Origin of the sequence: Thermomonas sp. (assembly GCF_020850895.1) — a bacterium.
In the GTDB taxonomy this organism is placed as follows: Bacteria; Pseudomonadota; Gammaproteobacteria; order Xanthomonadales; family Xanthomonadaceae; genus Thermomonas.
Map to the genome: position 1 here is coordinate 1 of NZ_JADZDS010000040.1, position 12,038 is coordinate 12,038.

Genomic DNA, 12,038 nt, shown 5'->3' on the forward strand with positions numbered 1-12,038 from the left:
GCCACCGCATCAAGCCGCGGGATCGACAGCACCACGCCGACCAGCAGGCCGAGGAAGGAGGCGATGAACGGATCGGCCAGAATCTGCCCGGACACCGTCAAGCTGCCGACATTGGCGATGAAGAACGCGGTCAACCCGGCAGCCACCGGCGCCGCCTGCGTTTTCGCACGCACCTGGGCCAGCGTTGCCCGCCACATCGCAAGGGCGATATTGAGCATCACCAGCAAAAAGCCCAACACGCCCGGCACACCGAGTTCGAACATGATCCGGCTGGGCGCGCTTTCCTGCCAAGCCCTGGGCCGCGCAGCGTTCAGATTGTGCGCGCCCGGAGTGGCGAAACCGAGACCGCCGCCGAAGAACCCCTCTTGTTGGAGCGTGGTCGCCACGGCGGCGAAACCCTGCCCCTGAATGCTTTCCGCCGCATCGAACTTCAGGCCCTGACCGCTGTAATAGCGCATATTGGCCGAATCCTCGGACAGCCAATCGCCGGTGATGAAGACGCTGCCCAAGGGAATCAGCAGCAGCCCCAGCAGCGCCGCCGCCCGCGCCTGGCGCCCGGCCTGCCAGTAAATCCAGACCAGGGCCAGCGCGAACACCGGCAGCATGTACACCATCTTGCGACGACCGCACAGCAGCAGGGCGACGATCGCGAACGCGCTCAGCGCCACCCAGCCATAGCGGCGCGTGCCCTTGGCGGAAATGGCCAGCACCAGCGACAGGATGCTCACCGCCGCCGCATGCCAGCCCATCACGTCGGCTGAACGGTAGAAACCGGCGATCATGTCCACCATATATCCCGCTCCCCAGCGCACCCATGTATAGCCAAAGATGTCGCTGCCGAGAATCGTCCAATCAGGGAACCAGTTCAGATATTCGAAGATTCCACCGGTCAGCATCACCCCGTTGACGAGGCAATACGCGGCCAGCATCGCGCGCAGCATCCGCAAGTCGCGGGCATAGTGGAAGCCGGCCACCACGGCCAGAAAAATCAGTCCGTAGGAAAACATCCCCAGCAGGGTGTACATCCAGGAGCCGGGCCCATAGGTGGCCGAGATGATCGCCGCCGGCGCACACAGCGATATCAGCAGCAGCAGCGCCTTGGCGATCTTTGGATAGGGCCGCCCGAAGCCGCGCCACCAGCCGCGCGTATGGGCCATGCCGGAAATGACGAGGGCGATGAAAATCGGCGCCGTCACCAGCACCAGCCAGCCCGGCGTGCCCGGCACCAGCTTGCGCAGCGGGTCTTGCACCGCCGCCAGCAGGATCATCAGCACGATCCCCCAGCGCCAACGCGCAAAGCTCAGGCAGGCGAACCCGATGGACAGTCCAAGCAGCACGTACAGCCACATCAGCGGGAAGTCTCCGTGACAAAGGTCAGCGCCGCCATCACCCCATCGACGACGCGCCCGAAATTGTAGCCGTCCAGCACCCGCGCCTGCGCCGCCTGCCCCATCCGCGCCAACGCCTCGCGCCCACCGCCATGGCGGGCCAGCAGCGCCGACAGCGCCGCCACATCGCCACAGCCGAACACTTCGCCGGTGACGCCGGTCGTCACCAGATCGACCGCACTGCCCACCTGGTCGCTGACCAGCGCCGGCAGCCCGCAGGCCATCGCCTCGTTGACCACCAGCCCCCAAGTTTCCCCCGAATCCGAGGGCAACAGCAGCGCGTCGGAGGCCGCATAGGCCGCGGTGATCTCCGACTGGTTGAGAAAGCCGGCGAAGTGCACCGGCAGGCCTTGCGCCGCCTGCTGCAATTGCTCGCGCAGCGGGCCGTCGCCGACCATCAGAATCTGGATGTCGGAACGCTGCGCCTCGGTCAGCCGCCGCACCGCTTCGATGATGTCACCGGGGCGTTTTTTCTCCACGAATTTTCCGGAGAACAGGAAGGTGGTGCGCTCGGAATCCAGACCGAAGCGGGCCCGCAACGCGGGGACGCCAAGTTCCTGCCGCCAGCGTTCGGCCGCATCGCGGAAGCGCGCATTGTCGATGCAATAGGGTGTCGAAAAAATGCGCTTCTCCGGCACGCCCGCCGCGCGCAGATAATCCCGATTGTTGCTACCGATCGCCAGGCAAGCCGCATATCGCGCCAGCAGCCTCGCGTGCAGGAAGCGTTTCCAGCGGGCCCGCGGCCGCAACCCGTTGGCCTCGCCGCGCACGATGCAGGGAATGCCCAACCGCTTGCACGCCCACAGAGCCTGCAACGCCATCTTGGTGCCCCAGCCGTTGACGATCACCGCATCAAAACGCTCATCGCGAAACACCCACGCCACCGAAGGTGTATCGCAGCCGCGAAACGCAGTCAGCGAAGGCTGCCGCGACACATTGTCCAGCACGGAATGCGCATAGCCTTCCAGCAGCGGCACATCCCATTCAAACGCCACCCCGAACTCCCGCCCCTGCTCGGCCGCATCCGGCACCATCGCGAAAAACACCTGCAGATCGATGCCCACCCGCTGCCCGAGCAGCCGCAGCCACGGCACCTGATACTGGATCGGATGGGTGGTGACCATTGCGACGCGCATCAGGAAATCTCCCCACACATGGCGTCATTCATTCCCTGGCACCCCTTCATTCCCCGCCGTCCCCGCGCAGGTGGGGCCCCATGGGCGTTGGCTCTTTCACGCATGCTGCATGAACGTCCATGGATGCCCGCCTTCGCGGGCATGACGATGATGCCTGCCCGTCGTCCCCGCGCAGGCGGTGACCCATGGACGTTGGCTCTTTCACGCATGATGCATAAACGTCCATGGATGCCCGCCTTCGCGGGCATGACGGATTTCCCTTGCTCGTCGTCCCCGCGCAGGCAGGGACCCATGGACGTTGTTTTTCAACCCATCCAATCACAGCACCAGACGCAGCGGCACGATGCGTGCAGCATGCAGAAAATCCTTGTCGGTCGTGAGCAATGCCAGATCATGCTCGATGCATAACTGGGCGATGAGCGCATCGATGGTTCCGATCTGGACACCACGGCGCCGGCACCGGTTGCGCAACAACGCCGCTTCGTTGTGCGTTTCACGGGAAGGATTCAGGATCGGAAGTACCTGGAACCGTTCGACGATCAAGGCCTGAGCCTTGGGGCCGTTGAAGCCTTGCAAAAGCTCCTGCAGCACGATCCCGGCCGTGACAATGACATCACCATCGAGCAATGCCTTGCGCAACACGACAACCGCCGGCTGATCCGGCACAGCATCGCGCCGAAGAGCAAGCGACCACACGCTGGTATCAACGAACAGGCTCAACGGCGGCTGCGCTCGGCATTGTGGTCAAAACTCTTGTCCCACTCGAGATTGCCGAGCAATTCAACGATCCGTTTTTGCTCGCGCCGGGCAATGAATTCCTTCAGCGCCAAGGTGACGGCCGCCTTCTTCGTCGGCTCGCCGCTGATGGCAACGGCGCGATCGATCAACTCCGGATCAAGAGCAAGGTTGGTTGCCATGGCGCACCTCCACACAATACGCTACACATGAATTTCCGGAATTGCAATTGACCGAACGGGTTGAGTCGAAAGCCAAGACGACGATCGAAGCAGCTCTTCCACCCACGACGCCACCCATTCCCCGTCGTCCCCGCGCAGGCAGGGACCCATGGACGTTGGCTCTTTCACGCATGAGGCATGAACGTCCATGGATGCCCGCCTTCGCGGGCATGACGATGATGCTTGCCCGTCGTCCCCGCGCACGCGGGGCCCCACAGCCGCACCGTGCTGCCGGTGTGCTCGACGATCCGTCGTCCCCGCGCACGCGGGGCCCCATGGACGTTGGCACTTTCACGCATGATGCATGAACGTCCATGGATGCCCGTCTCCGCGGGCATGACGATGATGCTTCCCCGTCGTCCCCGCGCAGGCGGGGACCCATGGACGTTGGCTCTTCCACGCATGATCCATAAACGTCCATGGATGCCCGCCTTCGCGGGCATGACGATCTGTGGCTGGATGCCCGCCTGGGACAGACATCCGCCTGACAGAAGCGGCGCGGGCATGACGGCCTTACACAACGCGATTTTCACCCGTCACTCCCGCGCAGGCGGGAGTCCATGGACGTTGCTCCTGCCTCTTGTCTTTCATTCCCCAATCCGGCGCCAACACCCACCAGCTTCGGTCCGGCAAGCAACAATCGCAGCGCCCAGAAAAACCCACGCACTTCCGCCAACAACGTCGGCGGAATCCGCCACGGATGGCGCAAATGAAAGCGTGTGCGCACCGCGCGCAGCGGACGCCAAAGCATCTGCCACCACCAGCCACGCGGGCGGGCGCGCAACAGGAAGTAATACGCACCGACCGTGTGGGCAGGTTGCGCGGTGCGCAGATGGTGGCCATGCGCGCGGGTGCCGCCGGTCGAAATGGCAAGGTGATGAATGATCGCGCCGGGCTCGTAACGAATCTTGCCGTGCTGACGCACATAGCGCGACGCGAACTCCGCCTCGAACCGATAGGCCGCGCCGACGAAGTTCTCATCGAACCCACCCAGCGCCAGCGCCACGTCACGGCGCACCGAAAAATTCCCGCCCATGAACTCGTCGATTCGCGCCGGCGCGTCGCTGGTGAACCGGAAAGTTTCGCCTTTTCGCAACGTTTCCGATCCCTGCCCCGGTTGAAACACCCGTCCAGCAACCAGGGCATCACCCTCGGATTGCGCAGCCCGATGCGCAGCCACCAGCAGCGGGTCCGGCACGATGTCGTCATCCAGGAGCAGCACCACGTCGGACTTGGCCCCCTGCAATCCAACATTCATCGCATGCGGGATACTGGGCTCAGGCAGGCGAATCCAGCGGATCTGCCCGCAGTCGTGCATCGTCTGCAAGGCCGCGATGACGTCCGCAGGGTGATCCAGCGTCTGGTCTACCAAGAGCAGTTCGTCTGCTGGCTTTGCAAGCCCCATCAGGGCATTCAATGCATCCAGCACGATCTTGCCACGCCGGTAGGACGGGATGACAACACTCAGGCTCGGGCAAACAACCTCACCTCCGCCAGTCATTCCAATAACCCCGCCACTGAATCAACCCCAAGCATAAAGATTCCATTGGGCTCATACTATCTGTCTTGGCTCCTGCCCCAATGACTCCTGATGCGCCCAAGGCGTTCTCGAATTGGCCAATAGCCAACCAGATGCCGCAGATTCGGGAGCACGCCTTGCGGCTGGTAGCGCTTGATCATCCGCGAAAGCGCGGATTCGGACATGTCAAAGCCCAGCAATTGCGCCAATTCCACGACTTCCGGCATGTCATAGATGCGTTTCCATTCGCTCCCTACGGGCCGTCGTTCGACATGTTGACGAGCGGATTCATTGCGATCCACCCCGTAGTCCAGTATCTTGGGCGGCAAGCCAATCAAGTCTGCAATCGACTCGACGACGGACGGCTCGGAAAACACGTCACCGCTCGTGACCGTCAGTGCCCTTACCTCAGGATATTGCCTCGGAAAATCAAGACCGAAACGGGTCGTTTCCAACCAGCGATACAGTCCTTTTTCGAATGAACTCATGCCTGACCAACGCCCTGCATAGCGTTGCCCATAGATAACCCGGTCATGATGGGGCGAGATCGCCCATTCCGGATTCTTGTTCAACGTGTAATGCCCACGGTTGGCGAATGATGCGGCAACCGATAGCGGGTGCGCGGTGAGCACCAACACTCGCAAGCGATCCCCATAGCGCATTCGGAGTGCCGGAGCCAACCAACCGAGGATCCAGCCAAAATCCACCACCGGCCCATCCTTGAGCAGGCGATCCCAGGACTCCAGATGCGCTGCTAGTTCAGGGTCGGAAAGCGGGTGATCGTCACTGACCCGTTGGTAACGCGCCGGTTTGGCTTTGCCCGGATGCAGGGATTCATGGAAAATGCCGCGCTGTTCGGGGTAATTGTGCCTGAACAGGTTGTGCAGGTAAGTGGACCCGGAACGCCCTGTGGTGATTGTTACACAAACATTCCCAGGTTTGTCGCTCAATGTTTCTCCCTCCGACTCAGCAGCTCTTGGTAAAAATCCACAGCCTGTTCTGCGCAGGCAGCCCAACTCAAACCAACGGATGTGCGACGGGCAGCATCGGAAATTTCGACGGCTCGTGGCAAGTGCGCCATAACACTCAAAGCCAGTTTGGCCATGGTTTCGCTGTCCCCGACATTGACGCAATACCCGTTCACGTCTTGTCGAACATGGTCCTTCACCGCACCCACCGCACTGCTGATCAATACCAGCCCCCGCGCCATCGCCTCCGTACAAGCCTTGGCCGCGCCCTCGTAAAGCGAATGCGCCATGCACACGCCATGGCTGTCATAAACTTCGATCAATTGCTCCTGCGCCATCCAATCAAGCAACTGGACCCGCGAGTGCACCGCTTCCGGAAACAAGGCGCGTACCTCTGCATGATGCCCCTTGCTGCAGACCCAACTGAAGCTGGCCTGCGGATTCTCCTGCAACACCTGTGTCACCGACAGCGCCAACAACTGCGGCCCCTTGATGAAAGAATACTGCCCAACGCACAGCATGCGACGCAGCCGTACCGCATCCATCGGACGCACCGGATGCCGCAGGAACGGTTCCGGCACGCCGTGGTGGATCACCGCCACCCGCTCCGGAGTGGCGCCGTGATGGGCAATCAGATGGTCCTTGATTTCCTGCGCCGGAACGATCATTCCATCGGAATAGCGCACGACCCGGTCGATCTGTTTGCGTACGCGCCCCCGCAGCAGCGCTGACAGCCAGGGGTAGCGCCCCTGCGGCACACCGAGGCGCTGATGCCACTCGCACAATTTGGTATCGGCCATGCATTCCAATCCATGGCTGCGGTTGACGAACACGGCGCGGCAGCCACGCCGTTGATTGTCGCGTGCGGCCAGCCATGCATACGGCTGGCTGAGCTGGATCACGTCGTAATCGACCTGTGCACTGCGCTGTGCCACCACACGGCGGTATTCACGCGGCAATTCCAGCCAGTAATGCAGGTTCCAGTGCTTGATGCGATGCGCAAGATCATCGTGCCAGAACGCATCGACCTCGTGCCCCATGGCCTGCAAGGCAAGATTGGTTGCCACCACGGTGCCGGCCGCGCCAGAATCCGGGCTGGGGGCCGCATCGGCGCCGATCAATATTTTCATTTCAAGTCAGATGGTGGCATTTTTGAATCATGGAAAACAGATGCCGTCAAACAATACGACGAAAAACATCGCAGTCAATCTTCCCCCAACAATAGAGTTTCATCAAGGCCTCGTAATCATCTGCAAGAAACCGCCTCAAATTCCTCAACCCCAGAAGCGACAGACTGCCATTGGTCGCCGATTCTCGATTCAGGCGCACATTGAAGCTATTCTCGTATCCAAAAACCTTGCTGATATCAGAATCCAGCGATTCCTGCATCAAGACGGCAATCACTTGCTCCGGCTCGCATTTCTCCAGCAAATCATGCAGGTAGAATGCGATGTCCTCACGGATATGGTGGATGCTCTTCATGGCCGATTGCGCCTTGGCGACAGGCAAGCCTGCTTCAGTGTACAGCTCCTCCGCCAACCGATTGAGGTTCGAATAGCTTGAAAGAATATCGAACTCGTCCCTGTAGACATTGTCACGCATTCCTTCAGCGACAACCAAACGGTAGCGCCAACGGAACGCCGACTCCACGCGCGCTATCGGATCACGCGCAACGATGATGTATTTCAGGTCCGCCCGATAGGGCGGCTTTTGCATATGCACGACTATTGGACCGATATTTTTCGTGGCGTTGACCAAGCCACGTTTCAGGCTCCCGCCACCACACTTTCCGATGTGAATCAAGACAGTCGAACCATGCGGCAATGTAAGACGCTGATAATATGGCAGCGCATGTTTGTACAAGCCGATTTTTCGCAGCACCCAGCCTATCATCCTGAACACGAATCCATCCTCATCATGATCACGGCGCAGTTTCCTTTACGCACCATCCGCAAGAGTTGTCATGACAACGCCCCCTGCCAGCACAACCAAAACGCGAGAGATAATTCCCCATAAGGGTCTAAACGTCGTCCCGATGGCCATTGCAAGCTCCTTCGGACTTTCAAAAGCTCTATTTGTCGAATTCGGGCAAAATTGCCTCACTTTCATGACCCTTGGTTGCAAGAGCCATGACGAAACGAATCCACGGCTTGGGGCGCCACGGGCACAGGCGGATGGCCTGGCCGAGGTAGCGGCGTGCGCGGGCATCACGATTGGCGGTCAGCAGGGCGCCGATCAGGTAGTTTGCGTCCGCCAATGCCCGCCGCCGTCCGGCCGGTGTCTGCGCGATGCCCGCCTTGAACTGCCGCGCCAGTGCTTCGGCCTCGACGAGAAATGGCGCTTCCGGCTGGCCAGCAAGCCGCGCCTGGCGGCACAGATGGCCCAGCTCACCGAAACGCTTTTGCACCGCCCGCGCCCCGCCCGAAGTGCTCACGGGTTCCTTGCGAGCGCAATACCGTACGGCCGCCAGATAACCGATGCGCGCCCGTTCGATCATGCGCAGCCACAGATCGGAATCCTGCGCGAAATAGAACGCGGGTCGATAGCCCCCCGCCTGCTCATAGACTGCCTTGCGGAACATCACGCTGCCGTGGGCGGGCGGGCCTTCCCGGCGATCGCGCAGGCCTTGGCTGGCGACGATGGAATCCGTGGGCCGCCCCACCTCGAACAGAAACTCATCCCCGGGGCCGAGGTAGCGGACCGTGCACGATGCGAAGCCCATGCCTGGGTCGGCATCCAGCAGCGCCACCTGCTCGGCAATGCGCTGCGGGTGCGACCAGTCATCCGAGTCCTGGCGGGCGATGTATTCGCCCCGTGCCAGCGTGCAGCCATGGATCAGCGCGCGGGTCAGCCCGGTATTCTGCTGGTGAATCACATGCAGGCGCGCATCGCCTGCCGCAAGCTGGTCGAGTACGTCCGCCGAGCCATCACTGGAGCCATCGTCGATCACGATCAGCTCCAGGTCTTGGAAGGTCTGCGTCAGGATGCTGCGCACTGCCACCTCGACGCGAATGGCGTCATTGTGGACGCTCATCACCACCGAGACGCGGGGCGTGGAAGGTTTTTTGTCGGTGTCAGTCAATCAAAAACACCCCTCATCCAGCGCTGCGGACTGCGTTCGGCCCATCGAATTGACCCGCCCGCAAACACGCCTCCAGCGGCAGCACCCGCACCCGCTCACCCAGCGTGTATGACCGGGTTCCCGGATAGATCACGATCAATTCATCCAACGCCAGATCTTCCAGGACGACGCGCATGGAACTGGTCAGGGTTGGCGCATCCGCACGCTTGATTTCCACGCCGATGCGACGCCCGCCTTTCAACATCAACAGATCCAGCTCGCTGCCGCTGTGCACTGCATGGAAATAGGCTTCGTCCGGCGCGGCGGCGCGCAGCACCGTTTCAAGCGCAAACCCCTCCCAGGACGCCCCCAACTTGGGATGCACCTGCAATTCCGCCATCGTCCGCACGCCCAGCAAGGCATGCAGCAAGCCGGAGTCCCGGAAGTAGAGCTTGGGTGCCTTCACCAGACGCTTGCCAAGATTCGCGTGCCAAGGCAATAGTCGCCGTACCAGAAACGTCTGTTCCAGCGCATCCAGATAGCTGCGTGCCGTGTTCGGGGCAATGCCCAGCGAAGCGGCAATCTCCGAACCATTCCAGATCTGACCGTGATAGTGGGCGAGCATGGCCCAGAACCGGCCCATCGCCGCTGCTGCCATCCCGAAACCCAGCGCCGCCAGATCGCGCTCCAGAAAGGTGCGAATGAAGTTCCGGCGCCACGCCAGGCTGCCTTCCTCGTCCGCTGCCAGGAACGATCGCGGGAAGCCACCCCGCAGCCAGAGTGACTGCTGCGTGGCAGTGCCGGTCTCGTCCAGCGTGAACCCCTGCATTTCCACGATTTCGACCCGCCCGGCCAGCGATTCGGAGGCTTGCCGGCTCAACTCGGGTGAGGCACTGCCGAGGACCAGGAAGGTGGCCGGATGATCCGGACGATCTGCCAGCACCCGCAGTACGGGGAACAGCCCGGGCTTGCGCTGCGCCTCGTCCAGCACCACCAACCCGCGTGCATCCTGCAGCGCCGTCATCGGGTTTTCCATCAGCGCCGCCACCGCCGGGTCTTCCAGATCGAAATACCCGGCCTGATCGCTGGCGAGAAACTCCCTGGCCAGCGTCGTCTTGCCGCATTGCCGTGGCCCGAGCAAGGCCACCACCGGGGCGCGGCCCAGTGCCTTGCGAACCTGCTCCAGATAGCCTTGCCGCGTGATCATACATGAAATTTAGCAATGTGATTGTCGTTTTTCAAGCTTCATGCACGAGGGAGCTAAATAGCGCCCCCGCATCCGGCCTGCGGCCACCTTATCTCCCCATCCGGGGTGAGGAGAAGGAACATCCAAAGCATCGCACCCGTTCCGTGCGGCAAGCTTGTCTCCCTCCCCGCTCGCGGGAAGGGGGGTTCACCCCCGTTTTCACGGACACGCGGCGCGGAAGCGCCGTCATCGGTTCCCGTTGGATCGACGGAAAACACCGCGCGCGGTTTCGCCAAGGCGCACGGTCCAACGCCACCCAAGCACCTGTTTCATCGCACGGAATGCACGGAGACGCCCAGTGCGTCCACCAATGGCCATAGCCTCACCGGCCAACGCCAGTGCCTCGTCTGCTTCCGCCTCGAGGCCACGCTCGCCACACAGGCGGGCGATCCAGAACAACTTGCGCGAGAACGGCTCGAAGTAGGTCCACTCGGTCTTGTCCGCCGCTTGCATCTTGCGCCAGATCGAGCGATGGGCAACGAACATGTCTCGCACGATGGCCGGCGTGAATCCCGTGTCCATGCCACTGGCACGAGGCTCGCCGTGGTCGCGCACGGTCACGACGTGGCCTTGCACGCGTACCGGCTTCACCCCGAGCAAACCGGCGCGCAGATCGTGCTCCCAGTCCTCGAGGCAACGCAGCTCCGCCCAAGGCCCGATCGCATCGCACACACTGCGCCGCCAGAGCGGGGAATTGGTGTCCCAGCCCCGCTTCAACAAGAACGACGGGAAAATATCCACGATGTCCTCGTTCGTGCAAGCCCAATCGCGCACCTCGCCCGTCGCCAGATTCACACGCCGGGTCAAGCCGTAAGCCACGCCCGCCTCGGCATGCTCGCGCAGCGCTTGCACCTGCCATTCAAACTTGCTCGGTTCCAGCAGGTCATCCGAATCCAGATACTGGATGAACTCGCCGTGCGCATGGGCCAGACCGAGATTGCGGGCAGCACCTGGCCCGGCATTGGCTTGCGACACGACTCGGATGATGTCCGGGTTCGCTTGCGACAGTGCCAATGCAACTGCTGGAGTGTCGTCGCTGGAACCGTCATCGACGATCACGAGTTCAATGTCCCGATACGACTGCGCCATCACAGACGCCACCGCCTCACGCAGCAGTACGGGGCGATTGTGGACCGGCACGATGACCGAGACCTGATTCAAGCGCATGGAACCCACTTCAACCCTGTCGGCTCATTGCTTCGCCAATCCAATCCCGGTCTTCCTGATGCTCATGCACATACCAGATACCGCTTGCCGCCAGCATCCCGGCGAGCCTAGTCGTGCCGCTGCGATGGGTGCCGGTCAGGAAAATGGGCGGCCCCGCGGGAACAACGGCAACGCGCCTGCGCGCTTGCGGATAGGCACGCCAGGCATCGAACATCCGTCCGGCCAGCAATTTCCAGTTCATTGCGTCAGCGGCTCCGTCCGCGCGCGCAACGCCTGAATCCGGGTCGCGCTCGATGTGCGCATCTTCGCCTCATGCAACCGATGGTTGCGATCACCACTCGCCTTGTTCGGCGCTGCTGCATGCCAGACATGCAGGAGCGGCAGCCATCCCGCCTCGCTGATTCGGCGGGTTCGCAGTCGATCCAGAAACTCGGTGTCCTCGCCGCCCCAGCCGGCATAGTCCTCGTCATGCCCGCCGATGGCCCAATAAGTCGTTTTGCGCACCGCGATCGGCATGGGGGTATTTTCGACGATGTCGTCCACCCCGACGGCAGCGTCCAGCCGCCGGTTCCGGTGAATCGCAGGGAGCGATGGCGC

The 12,038-nt window shown here is 62.0% G+C and carries 13 protein-coding genes; all 13 read right to left on the bottom strand.

All coding sequences use genetic code 11. The features are described 5' to 3' along the window. A partial coding sequence (locus IT472_RS03600; protein WP_297178509.1) for a hypothetical protein occupies window positions 1-1,349 on the bottom strand: 1,349 nt, incomplete at its 3' end. Beyond that, complete coding sequence (locus IT472_RS03605; RefSeq protein ID WP_297178511.1) at window positions 1,349-2,524, bottom strand: glycosyltransferase family 4 protein; 1,176 nt, start codon at window positions 2,522-2,524, stop codon at window positions 1,349-1,351. The genes IT472_RS03600 and IT472_RS03605, both read right to left, overlap by 1 nt. Before the next feature lie 318 nt (window positions 2,525-2,842). Beyond that, the gene (locus IT472_RS03610; protein WP_297178514.1) at window positions 2,843-3,244 is read right to left on the bottom strand and encodes a PIN domain-containing protein; all 402 of its coding nucleotides are present in this window, start codon (window positions 3,242-3,244) and stop codon (window positions 2,843-2,845) included. Beyond that, the gene (locus IT472_RS03615; RefSeq protein WP_297178518.1) at window positions 3,241-3,441 is read right to left on the bottom strand and encodes a type II toxin-antitoxin system VapB family antitoxin; all 201 of its coding nucleotides are present in this window, start codon (window positions 3,439-3,441) and stop codon (window positions 3,241-3,243) included. The genes IT472_RS03610 and IT472_RS03615 overlap by 4 nt, the downstream gene beginning before the upstream one ends. Window positions 3,442-4,009: 568 nt before the next feature. After that, window positions 4,010-4,981 carry a glycosyltransferase gene (locus IT472_RS03620; RefSeq protein WP_297178521.1) on the bottom strand — a complete coding sequence of 324 codons (972 nt, stop codon included), beginning with the start codon at window positions 4,979-4,981 and terminating at the stop codon, window positions 4,010-4,012. A gap of 56 nt (window positions 4,982-5,037) precedes the next feature. Continuing rightward, a complete protein-coding gene (locus tag IT472_RS03625; protein ID WP_297178524.1) occupies window positions 5,038-5,949 on the bottom strand; it encodes a hypothetical protein in 912 nt (303 codons plus the stop codon). Further along, window positions 5,946-7,097: a glycosyltransferase family 4 protein gene (locus tag IT472_RS03630; protein WP_297178527.1), complete on the bottom strand. Its 1,152-nt coding sequence runs from the start codon at window positions 7,095-7,097 to the stop codon at window positions 5,946-5,948. The genes IT472_RS03625 and IT472_RS03630 overlap by 4 nt, the downstream gene beginning before the upstream one ends. A gap of 46 nt (window positions 7,098-7,143) precedes the next feature. Next, the gene (locus tag IT472_RS03635; protein WP_297178530.1) at window positions 7,144-7,848 is read right to left on the bottom strand and encodes a hypothetical protein; all 705 of its coding nucleotides are present in this window, start codon (window positions 7,846-7,848) and stop codon (window positions 7,144-7,146) included. 190 nt (window positions 7,849-8,038) lie between these two features. After that, window positions 8,039-9,049, bottom strand: a complete 1,011-nt coding sequence (locus tag IT472_RS03640) for a glycosyltransferase family A protein (protein ID WP_297178533.1) — start codon at window positions 9,047-9,049, stop codon at window positions 8,039-8,041. 13 nt (window positions 9,050-9,062) lie between these two features. Then, window positions 9,063-10,235 carry an ATP-binding protein gene (locus tag IT472_RS03645; RefSeq protein WP_297178536.1) on the bottom strand — a complete coding sequence of 391 codons (1,173 nt, stop codon included), beginning with the start codon at window positions 10,233-10,235 and terminating at the stop codon, window positions 9,063-9,065. Between the two features lie 225 nt (window positions 10,236-10,460). Beyond that, the gene (locus IT472_RS03650) at window positions 10,461-11,441 is read right to left on the bottom strand and encodes a glycosyltransferase family A protein (protein WP_297178540.1); all 981 of its coding nucleotides are present in this window, start codon (window positions 11,439-11,441) and stop codon (window positions 10,461-10,463) included. Window positions 11,442-11,451: 10 nt separating this feature from the next. Then, complete coding sequence (locus IT472_RS03655) at window positions 11,452-11,682, bottom strand: hypothetical protein (protein WP_297178544.1); 231 nt, start codon at window positions 11,680-11,682, stop codon at window positions 11,452-11,454. Beyond that, on the bottom strand, window positions 11,679-11,984 hold the full coding sequence (locus IT472_RS03660; protein WP_297178547.1) for a galactosyltransferase-related protein: 306 nt from the start codon (window positions 11,982-11,984) through the stop codon (window positions 11,679-11,681). The genes IT472_RS03655 and IT472_RS03660 overlap by 4 nt, the downstream gene beginning before the upstream one ends. Window positions 11,985-12,038 lie beyond the last annotated feature (54 nt).

Bases quoted from the DNA above. Each gene is read 5' to 3' on its own strand.
- IT472_RS03620 (WP_297178521.1), bottom strand. From the start codon at position 4,981: ATGACTGGCGGAGGTGAGGTTGTTTGCCCGAGCCTGAGTGTTGTCATC.
- IT472_RS03655 (WP_297178544.1), bottom strand. From the start codon at position 11,682: ATGAACTGGAAATTGCTGGCCGGACGGATGTTCGATGCCTGGCGTGCC.
- IT472_RS03605 (WP_297178511.1), bottom strand. From the start codon at position 2,524: ATGCGCGTCGCAATGGTCACCACCCATCCGATCCAGTATCAGGTGCCG.
- IT472_RS03630 (WP_297178527.1), bottom strand. From the start codon at position 7,097: ATGAAAATATTGATCGGCGCCGATGCGGCCCCCAGCCCGGATTCTGGC.
- IT472_RS03615 (WP_297178518.1), bottom strand. From the start codon at position 3,441: ATGGCAACCAACCTTGCTCTTGATCCGGAGTTGATCGATCGCGCCGTT.
- IT472_RS03645 (WP_297178536.1), bottom strand. From the start codon at position 10,235: ATGATCACGCGGCAAGGCTATCTGGAGCAGGTTCGCAAGGCACTGGGC.
- IT472_RS03650 (WP_297178540.1), bottom strand. From the start codon at position 11,441: ATGCGCTTGAATCAGGTCTCGGTCATCGTGCCGGTCCACAATCGCCCC.